Source organism: Caballeronia sp. M23-90 (genome assembly GCF_053574605.1).
In genome coordinates this window covers 1-16,034 of record NZ_JBSIPA010000112.1, presented here as the reverse complement: position 1 = coordinate 16,034, position 16,034 = coordinate 1, and the positions used below count along the sequence as shown (strand labels likewise).

General features: G+C 57.2%; 14 protein-coding genes. 11 read left to right on the top strand and 3 right to left on the bottom strand.

The window, feature by feature from the left end; translation table 11 throughout:
* The first annotated feature begins 407 nt into the window (after positions 1-407).
* Entirely contained in the window at positions 408-1,289 is an 882-nt protein-coding gene (locus ACRXB1_RS13825) for a sterol desaturase family protein (protein ID WP_449492308.1), read from the top strand.
* 197 nt (positions 1,290-1,486) lie between these two features.
* Here ACRXB1_RS13825 and ACRXB1_RS13820 read toward each other — a convergent pair whose 3' ends face one another.
* Both ACRXB1_RS13820 and ACRXB1_RS13815 read right to left on the bottom strand, forming a co-directional pair.
* Entirely contained in the window at positions 1,487-2,254 is a 768-nt protein-coding gene (locus ACRXB1_RS13820; protein ID WP_449492307.1) for an oxidoreductase, read from the bottom strand.
* Positions 2,255-3,412: 1,158 nt separating this feature from the next.
* Positions 3,413-4,258 carry an alpha/beta fold hydrolase gene (locus ACRXB1_RS13815; RefSeq protein WP_075357549.1) on the bottom strand — a complete coding sequence of 282 codons (846 nt, stop codon included), beginning with the start codon at positions 4,256-4,258 and terminating at the stop codon, positions 3,413-3,415.
* Positions 4,259-4,481: 223 nt separating this feature from the next.
* Between ACRXB1_RS13815 and ACRXB1_RS13810 the strand changes: the two genes are divergently transcribed.
* From ACRXB1_RS13810 to ACRXB1_RS13780, 7 genes are all read left to right on the top strand, one after another.
* Positions 4,482-5,594, top strand: coding sequence for a GlxA family transcriptional regulator (locus ACRXB1_RS13810; RefSeq protein WP_449492306.1), 1,113 nt, complete (start codon positions 4,482-4,484; stop codon positions 5,592-5,594).
* Between the two features lie 248 nt (positions 5,595-5,842).
* Positions 5,843-6,709 carry an STAS domain-containing protein gene (locus ACRXB1_RS13805; protein WP_075357551.1) on the top strand — a complete coding sequence of 289 codons (867 nt, stop codon included), beginning with the start codon at positions 5,843-5,845 and terminating at the stop codon, positions 6,707-6,709.
* Between the two features lie 2 nt (positions 6,710-6,711).
* On the top strand, positions 6,712-7,095 hold the full coding sequence (locus ACRXB1_RS13800) for an STAS domain-containing protein (RefSeq protein WP_062001821.1): 384 nt from the start codon (positions 6,712-6,714) through the stop codon (positions 7,093-7,095).
* On the top strand, positions 7,086-7,502 hold the full coding sequence (locus ACRXB1_RS13795) for an anti-sigma regulatory factor (protein WP_075357552.1): 417 nt from the start codon (positions 7,086-7,088) through the stop codon (positions 7,500-7,502). Before ACRXB1_RS13800 ends, ACRXB1_RS13795 begins: the two co-directional genes overlap by 10 nt.
* Entirely contained in the window at positions 7,487-8,485 is a 999-nt protein-coding gene (locus tag ACRXB1_RS13790; RefSeq protein WP_174364957.1) for an ATP-binding SpoIIE family protein phosphatase, read from the top strand. Before ACRXB1_RS13795 ends, ACRXB1_RS13790 begins: the two co-directional genes overlap by 16 nt.
* A gap of 1 nt (position 8,486) precedes the next feature.
* Positions 8,487-10,190 carry an ATP-binding response regulator gene (locus tag ACRXB1_RS13785; protein WP_449492305.1) on the top strand — a complete coding sequence of 568 codons (1,704 nt, stop codon included), beginning with the start codon at positions 8,487-8,489 and terminating at the stop codon, positions 10,188-10,190.
* A 121-nt stretch (positions 10,191-10,311) separates the two neighbouring features.
* On the top strand, positions 10,312-12,363 hold the full coding sequence (locus ACRXB1_RS13780) for an ATP-binding protein (RefSeq protein WP_449492304.1): 2,052 nt from the start codon (positions 10,312-10,314) through the stop codon (positions 12,361-12,363).
* Between the two features lie 74 nt (positions 12,364-12,437).
* Here ACRXB1_RS13780 and ACRXB1_RS13775 read toward each other — a convergent pair whose 3' ends face one another.
* Complete coding sequence (locus tag ACRXB1_RS13775) at positions 12,438-13,262, bottom strand: phytanoyl-CoA dioxygenase family protein (protein ID WP_449492303.1); 825 nt, start codon at positions 13,260-13,262, stop codon at positions 12,438-12,440.
* Positions 13,263-13,366: 104 nt separating this feature from the next.
* Between ACRXB1_RS13775 and ACRXB1_RS13770 the strand changes: the two genes are divergently transcribed.
* The 3 genes from ACRXB1_RS13770 to ACRXB1_RS13760 all read left to right on the top strand — a co-directional run bounded on the left by ACRXB1_RS13770 (position 13,367) and on the right by ACRXB1_RS13760 (position 15,976).
* Positions 13,367-14,275, top strand: a complete 909-nt coding sequence (locus ACRXB1_RS13770; RefSeq protein ID WP_449492302.1) for a LysR family transcriptional regulator — start codon at positions 13,367-13,369, stop codon at positions 14,273-14,275.
* Between the two features lie 78 nt (positions 14,276-14,353).
* The gene (locus ACRXB1_RS13765) at positions 14,354-14,524 is read left to right on the top strand and encodes a hypothetical protein (protein ID WP_449492301.1); all 171 of its coding nucleotides are present in this window, start codon (positions 14,354-14,356) and stop codon (positions 14,522-14,524) included.
* Between the two features lie 114 nt (positions 14,525-14,638).
* On the top strand, positions 14,639-15,976 hold the full coding sequence (locus tag ACRXB1_RS13760) for a glycosyl hydrolase family 28-related protein (RefSeq protein WP_449492300.1): 1,338 nt from the start codon (positions 14,639-14,641) through the stop codon (positions 15,974-15,976).
* Positions 15,977-16,034 lie beyond the last annotated feature (58 nt).

Below are 16,034 nucleotides of genomic sequence, written 5' to 3'. Positions count from 1 at the left end.
TGTCGTAGGCGCCGTGTGGCGTGTAGGCCGTGCCGTGACTTGCCCATCCGGCGAAAGCGGGCGTGCTGACGGCGATGAGCAGCGAAGCGGTGGCTGAGGTGAGATAACGGAGTTTCATAAGGGATCCTTCAAGGTTCGGTTCAGTCACGCACTGCGGCGTGGCAACGGGACGAACTATAAAAGGAGTCCGCGAAATAATCGCGCTCGAAAAGATGTCGCGGTGTTACACCGGGCGGCAAGGTTCCCGCGCCTGGCGTACGCCGCTGCGGTACGAATTCCGTGACATCCGGCGACATGGTTTTCGCGTGGTTTTTTGCCGGTCAGCCCATTACATTAGCCTCAGCCGAAGCGACAACGGCCGTTACCCGCAGACCACGCGTCTTCCTCACACCCATAAGCTGCCCATCATGTTCACCACTGAAAAAATCGCGGTCTTTGTGTTGTTGTTCGTTGTTGGCGTCTCGTTGATCGAGGCGTGTGTGCTCACCCGCAAACAGCGCAATAGCGACACGCCATTCGACTGGTATGAAGTGTGGATTTCGCTGGCCGACATGGCCGGCCGCAAACTGCTCGCACTCCTTCCGCTCTCGCTTGCAGCGCCGGTTTTCGCCCTTGCCTGGGATCACAGGATCTTTACCGTCACGCTCAACAGCGCTCTGATGGTATTCCTGCTTTTTATCGGCCAGGAATTCTGCTACTACTGGTACCACCGCGCGTCGCACCGTATCTGCTTTTTCTGGGCAACGCACGCTGTCCATCACTCGCCGAACCAGTTGACGCTTTCGTCTGCTTATCGGCTTGGGCTGACAGGCAAGTTGACGGGCTCGGCAGTATTTTTCACGCCTCTCGTCTGGCTCGGCGTGCGTCCGGAAATCGTGCTCGCAACACTGAGCTTCAATCTGCTCTATCAGTTTTGGCTGCACAACACGTGGATGCCGAAATTGGGCTGGCTCGAATGGGTGTTCAATACGCCATCCGCACACCGGGTGCACCATGCATCGAACATCGATTATCTCGATGCGAACTTTGGTGGCGTGCTCGTCATATTCGACCGGCTATTCGGCACGTATGTAGAAGAGCACGCTGAAGAGCCGTGCCGCTACGGTCTCACCACTCCAACGCGCTCGCGCAATCCGCTTGTCGTCGAATTCGAGCACTGGGCCAGTCTTGCACACGACATTGCATCGGCGGGCAGCGTCTCGACTGCTATTCGCTACGTGATCCTGCCGCCGGGTTGGCGCGCGGATGGTTCAGGCGAGACCACCGAAGCGCTGCGCCAGCGCATCTGACCGCGGTGCGCGAATGACGCGATACCCTTTCGGAGTAGCGTTGATGGCAGCTGCCCAAGCCACCGCTATCCGGGTCACGAAAATCAGTTATGCCAGCGCAACGCTACGCCGCGTGGTGCGCGTGCTGCCGGCAAGTTGTCGATCTCCACAAAGCCGTCGCTGCAGTAGTGGCTCCGCGCGTCCCACCGATCGCTAGCTCATCTATATCCAGTAAACGAACTGCTTTTTTTGCCACCCAAGACGATTCGGTGGATATTATCTGGATACACCCAGTGGCGAGCTTGGCGCTCGATGAGGTCCATAAAGGCCGGAGGACCACTGCAGTAAATCTGAGTATTCGGATGTGCTGGGCTCATCGCGTGAGAAATTGTCTGCACTACTTGGTCAGCATCCAAACCAAAATGGTGATTGACCCTGCCTTCGCTTCCAAGTGCGTCAAGTTCGTCCCGGAAGACTGCGCGTCCAGGTGATCTAGCAAAGTTGTGCAGCTCGAAAATTTGACCTGCCTTGGCGAGTCGATTCGCAATCCCCGCGATAGATGCAACGCCTACGCCACCAGAAAAAAGTATCGATCGTGTGCAAGAGTTCAAAACAACAGTAGGGTTCTGTAACGCTCCGATAAACATTTCGTTTCCTTGGCTTAACAAGGGGTCCGCCGTTGTTGTGTTCGCGCCGCAATCATCATGTCTCACTGCGATTACATATGCCCATGGCTGAGAGCTAAAAGAGCACAGAGGATAAATCCTCTCCTTATAAGCGGCATTGTCGAGAACTATCGTGACGCAAGCTCCATCGTCAAACGAGGGAAGCTCCGATCGGGACTTAGCTTGGATTTCTACGGCATGGTAAATCTCGGCAAGTTGCCATTTCCGCGTAACGATGACGGAGAGGAGGTTGTCACGCATGTCTTCCCCAACAGGCGCTTGGTCTTCCAAAATCGGACTTTTGAGGAGTATGGATTGCATGAGATAGCCGGTACGGGAACTATTGGAAGGATAGCTGAACGTCAAATACAGGTTAGGGCGGAAGATATCCCCAGAGCAAGGCGTTCAAGGCGAATACAGCGTATATAGCTACTCTGATAGTCCTCTTCACCACAATGCAAACCCTTTGGCACTTGTCTCAATGACATTCACGTACTGATACACGCCATTCGCTGCTAACGGACCATGAAAGTAGGGAAATTGGGCCTCTTGATCTCTCCATTCATTTTGTCCAGCCTGATTGCCGAGGCTGTACATCGCGCTGCCCGACAGGCCGCTGAAGTCGGGCGTCTTGTATTGAACGAATTTGTCCGCCTTGAGTCACCAACCACGCCCTGTTTGTTGTCTATGTCAGGAACATGCTGTCGAGTCCGGCGGTCACTTCGGCTATCGCCAATGCCATTTATGGTTCGACGGGGCAACGCAAGCGGTCGACTCCGTTTGATTTGCGGAAAGAGAACACTAGCGCAAGAAGCACATAACGACGATTGGGGCGCTGCTTGCCTGGTGATACCACGCTCATTCTTTGCAGACAATGCGCCGGCTGCGATCGACCAGTTTAGAAGCGCCTGATCAACCCAACACTCCAACCTGGAATCTCACTTACATCAATGCAAAGCGCATTTTCGATGACCGAGTGCTACTCTCACTGTAAGGATCGCCTTCCTTGTTGGATCGTGTTTTTGCGTTGCAGCGGTGGTAATTAACGGGGACTGTTGAAACATGAGGCGTCCATGTTGACGCCATGTGACTGTAAGCGCAGTCGTCCCTGGCTTGTTCAATACCGAATCGACGTGTAACTGGAGCCGCTTTACCCAGGCGCTGAAGGAAGCGCGAAAGGCGGCAAGACCCCGAACCGCCGCTTGAGCTGAAGTTGGTGGAGGCACTCACGCAGAAAACGCCGCTCGGCGTTCACCGGATCGACCCGCAGATGTCGCCTTCGCCTACGCATACCTTGCAGCAGTGCTTTCCCAGCAGGGAAGTCATTCTGGAACGCCGTGACCCAGTCTTCGATCGAAGGCTGGGTCACGGCGTGTTTGTTTAGTGTCGGCGACGCCGTTCCTGTACGCTGCTTCGCCGGTCGACGAGGTGGCAATAATGCCTTGACGAGCGGTGAGGGAGCGGGGAAACCGTCACCAATCAGGACCTGATAAATGCAAGCAAGTCTGCGTTGATCTGCTCCGCATGGGTGGTCGGCATCCCGTGTGGCAATCCTGGATACGATTTAAGCGTCCCGTGCTTCAGAAGCTTTACCGACTTTGCGCCCGTGGTGGGAAACGGGCAGATTTGATCGTCCTCGCCGTGCATCACAAGTACTGGAACGTCGATTATTGCCAGATCGTCGTAAAACTCGGTTTCCGACAGTACCTTGACGCAATCGTATTGCGCCTTGATGCCGCCCATCATGCCCTGCCGCCACCAGTTCTCGCGGATTCCTTCGGACACCAACGCGCCAGGCCGGTTGAAACCATAAAACGGAATCGTGATGTCCTGGTAAAACTGCGATCGATGATTCGCCGTGCCGTTGCGTATCTCGTCGACAACTTTCCGTGGCACGCCATCAGGGTTCTTTTCCGATTGGATGAAAAGTGGGGGAATTGCGCTGATCAGCACCGCCTTCGCTACGCGACCGTTTCCGGTGCCGTGTCGGGCGACATACCGTGTCACTTCGCCGCCGCCTGTTGAATGACCGATATGCACCGCGTTCCTCAGGTCGAGCGCCTTGGCGAGCTCGGCGACGTCTGCTGCATAGGTGTCCATGTCGTTGCCGCGAATGGTTTGGGTGGACCGGCCATGACCTCGGCGATCGTGAGCGATTACCCGATATCCATGGTCCAGGAAAAACATGAGCTGCGCGTCCCAATCATCTGCGGAAAGAGGCCATCCGTGATGAAAGACCAATGGATCGCCTGTGCCCCAGTCCTTGTAGAAGATTTGCGTTCCGTCCGCGGTCGTCACGTATGAACTTCCAGAATTCGCTTCCATTTCGTATCCTTAAGAAAACGGTGTTGACGAAGAGATAACTGTTGTTCAAGCGCAGACGCTACTTCAAGTAGCCGGTTACCAAGTATTGAGTCGTAAAGTGGATGACAGCGTTGGCCCAAGAATCTGGGCGCACCATCCGCGCTGCCCACGCCTCGCTTTTTGTTGAAATTGGGTCTGCCGTCGTCAGGGTATTCGGCGTGCCTGAACAACACAACGGACGAAAATGACAGAAAACATGGCAAAAACGGCACTGACTTCGAGTCCATGGGTTGAGATTGGACTTGCTTGCGATGCGGGTACATCGAACACAGGTATCTATGGTCTGACAGACTTGTTCACCTATGCTGGCGAGTTCGCTGCGAAACGGCATGGCGGCTGTGCAGGATCAGCTATCCGCATTACGCACTGGCGGGCGGACGACGAGGACGCGACTGAGGTCCGCTGTGCATACGACAGTTGCCCGAGTTCAACTCATACGCTTTCACTGCTGGTGATTCCGGGAAATGTGCAAGCTCCGGAAAAGACCGGACGAATTAGCCCGCTCTTGCATTGGCTTCGTGAAAAACATGCTGAAGGGGTAGTCCTCGCAGCGGTATGTGGCGGTGTCTTCATCTTGGCAAGAACGGGGCTTCTTGCTGGCCGGCAAGCGACGACGCACTGGTCCTTCAATGATGTATTTGCTGAGCAGTTTCCTGACGTCTTAACGGAAACCGATCACATGGTCATTGACAATGGAGACGTAGTCACGGCCGGAGGAGTGCTCGCTTGGGCGGACCTCGGGCTGAGACTCACTGAAAGATTTCTGGGTACAGCGGTCATGCTGGAGACAGCGCGTTTTATGCTCGTTGATCCTCCTGGACGCGAGCAACGCTTCTATTGCGAGTTCGATCCAAAAACGAAACACGGAGACAGAGCCATATTAAAGGCACAGCTATGGCTTCTCACTCAGCGCGAGCGTCACGTCAGCGTTGCTGATCTGGCACGGCATGCAGAACTTGAGCAGCGGACATTTCTGCGTCGTTTCTTTGCAGCCACCGGTATGAAGCCAAATGAGTATCAGCAGCGGCTCCGAATCACTCGAGCCCGCGAAATGCTTGAGTTCTCGCAAGCTTCCGTTGAAGACATATCCTGGAGCCTTGGCTACGGCGACGCCACCGGGTTTCGTCGCGTGTTCCGCAAGGTCATGGGACTTACGCCATCCGATTATCGGAGACGATTTTGCCAACCGGCGCCGCAGCGAGCCCTATCTCCTTATAGTCGTCTCATGTCGACTTCACAGCAGTCGCCTGAAGAAGGGGCGCAATCGGCCGTGCAGGGGCGAACCCGCGACGAATGAAAGCGCAAGACGAAGCCGCCGGCGCTTGTTTGAACTGCCCTTCCCGACAAGAAGGAATGCCGACGTTGAGCGTCACATTGGCGCTGCTGCCTTCGTCAATGCGAGCGGTCAATGCGGTCCCACTCGCGGCGTTGAATCCCGTGTAAGCAGGGAGCTACGGCGCCCGACCGCCTTAAATTGGGGTCCGACGAGATGTCCCATATAATCACATTCTGAAAAAATCCGCAAAACAAGATTAGGAGAGTGACTTGAGTAAGCACGCAGGGTTAGCTGGCATTTTCGAAAAAGATGAAGCAAAAATTCTGTCAAGCTGGGTGGCGGAGCAACTTTCCAGCGAAACGCGCCAGGGCGCGTTGTCGGAGGCAGACGTCAAGGAGGCATCGCGGGCTTTCTTGTCGGTATTGGCAAATGCAGTAAAAAATGGATACGACGAGCAGCTTAGCGGTGCTCATTGGGACGACGTCAAAGCCCATCTGTCAAAATTTTCGCGAGAACGTGTGCTTCAAGGTTTTTCCCCCGAGGAAACCGCAACCTTTATTTTTTCGCTGAAAAAACCGTTGTTCAACGGCTTGCGCGATTCGGGCGAGGACATCGATCGTCTGAACGACGAGTTCTGGAAGCTGACGCAGATGATGGACAAACTGGGTCTCGTCACGATCTCCGAATATCAGAAGAGCCGTCAACAGATCATCGAGCGGCAGCAGCAGGAATTGCTCGATCTCACTACGCCAGTCGTCAAGCTGTGGGATTCGATCGTTGCATTGCCGCTGATTGGCACGCTCGACAGCGAGCGCACCCAGGTCGTGATGGAAAGTCTGCTCGATTCGATCGTTGAGAACGAAGCCGCGATTGCGATCATCGACATCACGGGCGTACCGACCGTTGACACGCTGGTCGCGCAGCACCTGCTCAAGACCGTCGCCGCCGCGCGGCTGATGGGCGCAGAGTGCATCATCAGCGGCATTCGACCGCAGATCGCACAAACGATCGTGCACCTGGGTGTCGATCTTGGCGATGTCGTGACCAAGGCCACCTTGGCCGAAGCGCTCAAGATCGCGTTGCGCAGGGTAGGTTTGGTAGTCGGCAAGCTGGGCAGCGTCAAGACAGGCGAATAAGTATGGAGCAAATTCCGGTTCTCAAGCTCGGCGACTTCCTGCTGGTATCGATTCAGGTCGAGCTACACGACGAGTTGGTATTGAATCTGCAGGACGACCTGACCTCGCGCATCGAAAAGACGAGGGCGCGCGGTGTGCTTATCGACATCTCTGCGCTCGAGATCGTCGACTCTTTTATCGGACGGACGCTGGGGCATATTGCTGCCATGGCGCGCGTGCTGGACGCCACCACGGTCCTTGTCGGCATGCGCCCGGCCGTGGCGATCACGCTGGTCGAACTCGGCATGTCGTTAAAAGGAATTCGCACGGCGCTCGACGTTGACAAGGGCATGGCGCTGCTGCGGCGGGCGCTCGACGCGTCGGACGGGACGGGAGAATCCTCATAATTGCACTGAGCCCTGCCGTTCTTGAAATACGCACGTCCGACCAGGTCAACGGTGCGCGTAAATTCATACAGGAACTCGCAATCAAACTTGCTTTCGGGACGCTCGAACGAACCAAGTTCGTCACAGCGGCGAGCGAGCTTGCGCGCAACACGCTTGTACACGGCAAAGGGGGCACGGTCACGATCACCGAGGTCGAACGCGACGGGCGCACCGGAATCAAGCTCGTGTTTGCGGACGAAGGGCCAGGGATTCCGGATATCGAACGGGCGCTGGAAGACGGTTACAGCACGGCGAAAAGCATGGGGCTGGGACTAGGGGGCGCGCGCCGCCTGGTCAACGAATTCGAAATAACATCGACCGTCAATGGCGGCACTAGAGTGAGCATTACGCAATGGAAGAGGCGCTGAGTCTCACGGATCAAAGCGGGGTGGCGCAAGCGCGGCGCGCAACGATCAAGCTTGCGCAAAGCCTCGGATTTTCCGAGCGTTATCAGGCGGACGCCGCGTTGGTCGCAACCGAAGCGGCAACCAACATCATCAAGTACGCCGGGAGCGGTGAGATCCTGCTGCGGCGCTATGCAAGCGGCGACGTCCTGGGCCTCGAATTGCTCGCTCTCGACCGTGGGCCAGGTATCGCGAACCTCGACGCGGCCCGGCGTGACGGGTTCTCGACAGGCGGTAGTCTGGGTGCGGGATTCGGCACGATGTCGCGTCACTCGCACTTGTTCGACATCTATTCCGTTGCAGGGGCCGGCACCGCCGTCCTGGCACGCATCCAGAACTCGAAATCGCATGCCGCCGACATGTCGTCATATGCCGTCGGGGCACGGTCGACTCCGAAGGCTGGCCAGGAAATTTGCGGTGACGCCTGGGGGGCCGACGAGCGGGGCGGTCTGATGCGCGCAGTACTTCTGGATGGCCTGGGTCATGGTCCCCTCGCGTCCGTTGCATCAAGTTGTGCAGTGGACATCTTCCGTCAGTCCGACCGGAACGACACTCCGGAAAGCATTCTCCGTCGCTCGCATGAAGCCCTCAAATCGACGCGCGGCGCTGTCATGGCGGTGGTGCAAATCGATACATCAGCCGGCTCTATCAAGTTTGCCGGAGTAGGCAACATCGTGGGGATCGTGGCGTCCGGCGAAAGCATTCAGCATTTGCTTTCCACCGATGGAACAGTGGGCTACAACATGCGCCTTGTGCGTCAGTCTTCGATCGAATGGACGCCCCGAAGCGTCATCATCCTGACAACGGATGGCTTGTCGACCCGCTGGAACCTGAACCGCCATCCCGGTCTGATTCAACATCATCCAAGCCTGATTGCCGCAGTCCTGCATCGCGACTTCGCGCGCGACACGGACGATGCGACCGTTGTCGTCGTCAAGGCGGTTTGAGATGCTTCATCGAATCCTTTCCACGCCGATCAGCACCAATCTGAGCCTCGTCGCGATCCGCGACCGGTCGCGCCAGGTGGGCGAACTATTCGGGCTCGACAATCTGCAACGCACGCGTTTCATCACGGCCATCTCTGAAATCGCGCGCAATGCCGTACAGTTTGCTGGTGGAGGTACGTTGACGTTCCTTGTCGGCGACGCCAGCGAAGCAATCAACATGCAGTGCGTGGTGGCGCAGATTTCGGACAAAGGGCCGGGTATTACGAACATCGACGAACTGCTTGCCGACGCGACACGGCCCGAAAGGACGTCGACCATCGGGATTCCGGGCAGCCGGCGTATGGCCGACGGATTTTTTATCCGTTCGCAACCGGGCCAGGGGACGACGGTATCGTTGGAAATGTTCCTTCCCCGCGATACGCCCCGACTTACCACCATCCAGTTAAATCGATTGGTCGAGCAGCTGATGCGCAGGAAGGCACAGACGCCTGTCGAGGAGCTCGAGCGGCAGAATCGTGAGATGCTCCTTGCGCTCGAGGAACTGCGCCGCAACAAGGCCGAGCTTGAAGATGCGGATGCCCGCAAGAACGAGTTTCTTGCCATGCTCGCGCACGAGTTGCGCAATCCGCTCTCGGCAATCTCGTTATCGCTCGAAGTCGCGCAGCGCAGCGCCGAGCCGCTCAGCGCGAATCAGACAAAGACCCTGGCAGTGATCGGCCGCCAGACGCAGCATCTTTCCCACATGGTCAACGACCTCCTCGACGTGTCCCGGCTTACACGTGGCAAAGTCGAGTTGAGGACTGAAATTGCGCGTGTTGATACGCTGATTGATGGAGCAGTTGAAATGACTGCTGCTGAAGTGGCGCGCCACGGACACCGCGTAGTCACCGAGTATCCGCCCGAGCCTGTCATGGTCCGGGTCGATGTCGGCAGGTTGAAGCAAGTGTTCGGCAACATCATTCACAACGCTGCGCGCTATACGTCACAAGCGGATGAGATCACCATTCGAGTCGACTTCGACGACCATAGCGTGCGCGTGGAGATCGTTGACCGGGGTATTGGCATCGACGCCAACATGCTTCCACGCGTGTTCGATTTGTTTGCTCAAGCGTCCATGGGGCTTGGGCGTCAGGAAGCCGGCCTCGGCATCGGGCTGACGGTCGTGCAGCGCCTGGTGAGCGATCATGGTGGCACTGTGAGCGTACATAGCGCGGGCATTGGGCAGGGCAGCGCCTTTGTAGTCGAGTTGCCGCGTGTTCACAACCTTGCGCCTGACATACCGGACCACTGCGCACCAACATACGGAGGGCAACCGCAGAGAGTGCTGCTCGTGGATGACAACGAAGACTCGCTCAGTTCACTGGAAGCATTGTTGAACATGAATGGTCACGAATGTCGCATCGCCCTTAGTGGGAAAGCCGCGCTGAGCCTGGATGCGGGATTTCGACCAACATTTGCAATAGTCGATATCGGGTTGCCGGACATGTCTGGTTTCGATGTTGCGATCACTTTGCGGGAACGATTCAATAACGAGCCGCTGACATTGATCGCCTTAAGCGGGTACACGACGGCTGAATTCCATAAGGAAGCGATCGAAGCCGGTTTCGACTACTATTTTGCAAAGCCGGTGCCGATCAGCAAGATATTTGAATTGATGGAGGCGTTACCCCCAAGTGAATCGCGTGTCCGCACAAATGGGTTTTGATCGTTGCTACATACGACCCCACGGTTGGATGCGTGGCTCCCTTGGATAGCCATCCGTGTCGGTAGGTTTTGATTCCCGTAACGCTGATAACGAAAAGCCGGTGAACCTTATATACGTCAGAATGATGACCCGATCCGCGCAGGTTCTAGCCGCGCTGGCGCTGTTGGTCGTCTCAGCTGTCTTCATTGGGTATGTCACCCACTCTGCGCTGCTCATTACGTTCGCACCTTCGTTGCAGGGCATGTCGCTGTTGACGGCCCTCGGTATAGGATGCGCCGCCCTTGCGTTCTTCGTCCGGCGCCGGGCAGCGTTGGTCGCCGGCTGGACTGCACTCCTGGCTGCCATTGTCGCATTGGCTTCCCATGCGGCTTTCGGGCGAGACGTCATCAGTCCAAATCTGGCGCACGTTCTTTTTGGCCTGCCGCCCGGGCAGAGTGGGCGTACATCGATCGCTACCGCGATCGCAATTGCGCTTGTCGGTCTCGCGCAACATCAGCGGCTCCTGCGGCGGCACCTCCTGGCCGATATGCTCGCGAGTGCAGCGTTGCTGCTCTCGGGCACGGCGCTGCTAGGCTACGCGTACGGCGTTCGAGACCCGTACGGCGTTCGAGACCTCTACGCGCTCTTTCTTTTCAATACGATGGCGGTCCACACTGCCGCCGCGCTATTCGCGCTTGGACTCGCCACGGTGTTTGCGCAAGCAGACCACGGCTGGGCGCGGATGATTGCATCCTCGCGCACGGGCGGCGCGGCAACCCGGCATCAGCTTGCATTCACGCTGCTGCCGCCAGTCGTGGGTGGTGCGCTGCTAGAAGCCATGCACAGTGGCAGGCTAGGGACGGCCGTCGCGATGGCACTGCTTGTCATGATCACGATTGCCCCTTTGATCGCACTGATCCTGCACGACGGCAAGACGCTTGACACGCTCGACCTGGAACGGGAGTTGTCGGATCGACTGAAGCAGCAGACTGCAGACAGTCTCACCGCCCGCCTTGCCGAGCAGGCGGCGGCACTCAATCACGAAAGCGCCGAGCGCGCGAAAGCCGAATCTGCAATGTACGGCGCGCAAAGGCTGGAAGCAGTGGGGCAATTGACCGGCGGTATCGCGCACGATTTCAACAACTTGCTCATGGCTGTCTCGGGCAACTTGCACCTTGCCAAAAGCCGGCTGGGTGACGAGCATCCAGCGCGTACCTACGTGGACAATGCTGTAGTCGCCACTCAGCGTGGAACGAAACTGACCGCCCAGTTGCTGGCGTTTTCACGTACGCAGCGGCTCGACATGCGGCCAATCGAACTCGACGCGGTCGTGCAAGATGCGCGAGGTTTGCTGGATCATGCGTTTGGACCAACAGTCGCGATCGACATCGAGTTGCTCGCGCCCGGTGCCTGGATCCGCGCCGATGCCGACCAGCTTCACCTCGCCATCTTGAATCTCGCGCTCAATGCGCGTGATGCCATGCCTGCCGGCGGCACGTTCAGCATCCTCACACTGGACGACACTTCGCCACGCCATGACCCAGGCGATGCAGGCTTCGCCATGATCCGCGTGAGTGACAGCGGCGTGGGCATGACGCCCGAAGTCATCGAGCGGGCGATCGACCCGTTTTTCACCACGAAGGAGCGCGGCAGGGGCACGGGCCTCGGCTTGGCGCAAGTGTACGGGGTGGTGAAGCAGTGTGGTGGCGATCTGCGCATTCGAAGCGCGCCGGGAGGGGGCACCACGATTGATCTGCTGTTGCCGCTCACTGCCGAGCGGGCAACAGCGGGGCCGCGTACTCTCGAACCGGGTGCGCCACCTGTTCTCGCAACATCGCGCCCTGGGCCACTTCTTGTGATCGACGACGACGACCATGTACGTATTGCGCTCGCGGAAATGTTCCGTAGCGCCGGTTACGACGTGACCGAAGCAGAAAACGGCGCGGACGGACTACGCGTGCTCGACGAGATCAAACCGGTGCTGGCTGTCATCGACTTCATCATGCCGGGGCTGAATGGGGTTCAAGTCGCGCGCCTTGCTCGCTTGAAGCAACCTTCGCTTCCGATCATTTTCGTGAGCGGCTACGCAGATACGCTCGCGCTGGATGAAATTGGCAATGCCATCATTCTACGAAAGCCAGTCGGGCCGGAAGCGTTGCTCAACGCAGTCGATAATGCATTGCGAGCGGCATGAGCTATTGGATCGTTCTCGAGTCGTGGCCAGCGCTGCATGTATTGTGGAACCCATTTGCCTTATCGAATTGACGTCTAGCTCGCCTTCAGTAGTGCACCGTATGCGGTCGGTTCAAAAATGTCGTCGCTACCCGGTTGCAATGGCACGAAGTTAGTCGAACGCACATAATCCGGGCGTGGCTTCTCCACTTCGGCGGGACGATTCGCGACCTGGTTGTACACGATATACGCTTGCCAGCGGTCGTCCCCCGAAAGATTATGGCCAGACGAATGCACAATATTGGCATCGAAAAATACGACCGTTCCCGGCGCGCCGATGATCGGTACCGCTCTCGGATGAGTCAATAAGACTTCGAGCATTTTCGGCTTTGGCACGACGTAAAAGCGGTATCCGGTCGCGTCGTCGAAAGCGGGTTGCAGCGAGCCGAGCTTGTGGCTTCCTGGAATGAAATACAGACAGCCCCCCATTTCAGTGGGTTCATCCAGCATGACTAGCGCGGTGGTCATCGTCGGGTTTGGCACACCGTCCAGGTGCCATGTTCCAAAGTCCTGATGCCATTGCCATACAGAACCATCGATGGCGGTCTTCAGATTGCACTTCGTGTGATGAATGTAGAGCGCAGGATCATCCAACAGTTGTTGTGCCGGTTCGAGCAGTCGCGGTGCACGCGATACCGCGTGGAACACGGGCGACGCCGTTGGACTCTGTGTTTCATGCACCTTGTAGATCGTCTTCGCAATGCCACCGGTTTTTTCACGAACCAGATGGTCGGTATCGATTTGCTGGATGCGTTTCAGCTCGCGCTTCATCTCCTGAACTTCAACATTGGCCAGCAATGACGGCAGCACGACAAACCCGTCGCGCGCATACGCGGTCAGTTGCACATCACTGAGCTTCATGATGAATCTCTCCTGGTTGATCTCTTTCAAGCCGGATCGTAGCGGCATCGGGGAGTGTTGTAAAAGATATAATTAGTTCGCTTTCAGTACCTTAAAGGTATGACATGGAACTTCGTCATCTGCGCTATTTCCTGGCCGTCGCGCAAACCCTGAACTTCACCAAAGCCGCCGAGCATCTGCATATGGCGCAGCCCCCGCTGAGCCGGCAGATTCGCGAACTCGAAGATGAACTTGGCGTGGAACTATTCGACCGGCGGGGCAAGCGTGTGACATTGTCGTCGGCGGGGATGGTGTTTGCGGACCGCGCGCAGCGCATCCTGGCATCGGCAGATGCTGCCGTCATCGACTCACAACGCGCGGCGCGCGGCGAGATTGGGCGGCTTGCGGTCGGCTTCTTCGAACACATCGCGTACACGCTGTTGCCTGCGCTCATTCGCGAGTTCCAGCAGCGCTTTCCCGATGTATCCATTGAGTTGCGCTGGTTCACGGCCGCCGAGCAGTTCAACGCGCTTGCGCGCGGTGAAGTCGATGTCGCGTTCGTGCGCGCCGTGCCGCCCGACACGGAATTAAGATCCACGATGATCCTGCGTGAGCCGTTCGTCGTTGCGTTGGCGAAAGATAATCCGCTTGCCACTAAGCGCACCATTTCGATCGTCGATTGCGCGAACATGCGCGTGATCAACTATCGCAAGGATGTCGCGCCTGACTATCACGCAATCATCAATCAGCTCTGCGCGCTGGGCGGCTTTTCGCCATCGCCGTTATTCGAAATGGGGCAGATCTACGCATCGCTCGGACTTGTCAGCTCGGGTTTCGGCATTGCGCTGGTGCCTGCCTCGGTGCAGCACGTGCACATGGATAACGTGGTGTACCGGCCGCTTCGCGAACGCCAGGCGGTGAGCGAATTGCAACTCGCTTGGACGAATCCATCGCCGCCTGCGGTGTTGAGCGCGTTCGTGGAACTCGCACGCGAGATTGCCGCGCGGCCGGGCAAGCGCGTCATTCGTGATTGAGCAAATCCCATTCACAGCATGGATGCTGGCCCGCATGACACTGCGCGCCTACTCACCATAAAAGGCTTGAGGCTGTCGATGGTGCTCCATACCGCTAACGCAATCATGCTGGATGCGCCGCGCGCCGCTTGGATTGAACGTGCGGTTAACGATACGGTGATTATGCTGAAAATTCGCGATCGTCAGGTTTCAACTCTAGTTGCAAGCGGACAGAGAGCAACAACTTTGGTTGGCGACTTGTCGATGTAAGGCAATTTTGAGCGCTTTGAAGAGTAGAGATTGTGGGAGGATTAACTACAATGGGCTGCATATTCATCGCATAATCGACTGCCCGCGAACGTCCTGTCTTGTCAATGTCTCTCAATGAAGCGTCCACAAAACCCACGCCGCCTTTTTTGTACCAACGCCGTGCTGAGCGGCATGTTCCTCGCGACCCGGCACATCGCGCATGCGGCAACACTAACGCCGCAAACCGGAACGTTTTCCCACGAAGTCGCCATGCGAAACGCTTCCATTGTCACGCCGATGAGTTTCGGCGCGAAAGGAGACGGCGTATCCGATGACACCGCCGCGTTGAATGCAATGTATGCGCACGTCCGGGGCACTTCGATTCGCACCGTGTTCTTGCGTGGACGCACTTATCTTGTCAAGGGAAGCATCTACGCTCGCGACGTCACGACTGTCGGTGAAGGGGCGACCCTGACTTGTAAAGTCGACAGTGCAAAAGCAAGTTGCGCCTTTGAGTGGGGTGGATCCGATACGTTTGTCACGGAGCTGGTCTTTGATCTTTCCAACATCGGCAAGGACACGATGCAGGGTGTGCTCAACGCGGTCAACGACGCTTCCAACCAGCGTTTTTTTCGAAACCGTGTCTTCTCGCGTACAACGGAAGCGTCGAAGTCCCAGTCAAACATCTTTGGCCCGTGGTTCCTCGGCACCGGGCTCAACGGTCTGTATGTACAAGACAATGTGTTTGAAAAGTGCTCATATGGAGTTCAAATCAACAATCAAGACGGCATGGAAAGGCGGGTCAGGGAGAACCCGCTGGGCAAACCATCCCGGCATCTGCACATCAGCGGCAATAGCTGTGTGGACGCGAGCATCGGCGTCAACACGCCTCATATCATGTGCTCCAACGTTGTCGTTGAAGGAAATACGATCACGCCTGGCAAGCTGCAGCTCGATCTGCCGCTCAATGTAGCGCACGTGACCGATCTCGTCATTCGCGGCAACACGGTCGCTTCGAACAGCGCGAGCGCGAACGGTACGCTTCATGTCGAAGACGCGAGCGGGGCGATTACCATCACCGGAAACGTGGTGACCGCGCTTGGGGCGAACAATGGGATTCAATTCGGCGTGGATCCGAGCGTCAGTCACGACGCGCGGGCGGTCACCCGCGCGGTCATTGCCGATAATCATGTGCAAGGATCCACGACTCGCGGCGGTAACACTGGCATCCTGCTGCCTGACCCCGGTACCTCCGACACGATCATTACCGGCAACTACGTCTCGGGGTTCGCGCAAGGCATCAACGCAGTAGCGGAAAGCTCGGTTTCCGGAAATACGATTATTGATTGCCCAACGCCGCTGCGCCTGTCAAAGCGCAGCGCAGTCGGGCAGAACGTCGTCAAATGCGTATTCCACGCCATCGCGAACAAGGATTCCACGGGAAAAAAATCACGAATTCCACGGCAAAGTTAATGCCGATTCCACGGCAAAGTTAATGCCGATTCCACGGCAAATAGAACAAGGTTTCCAC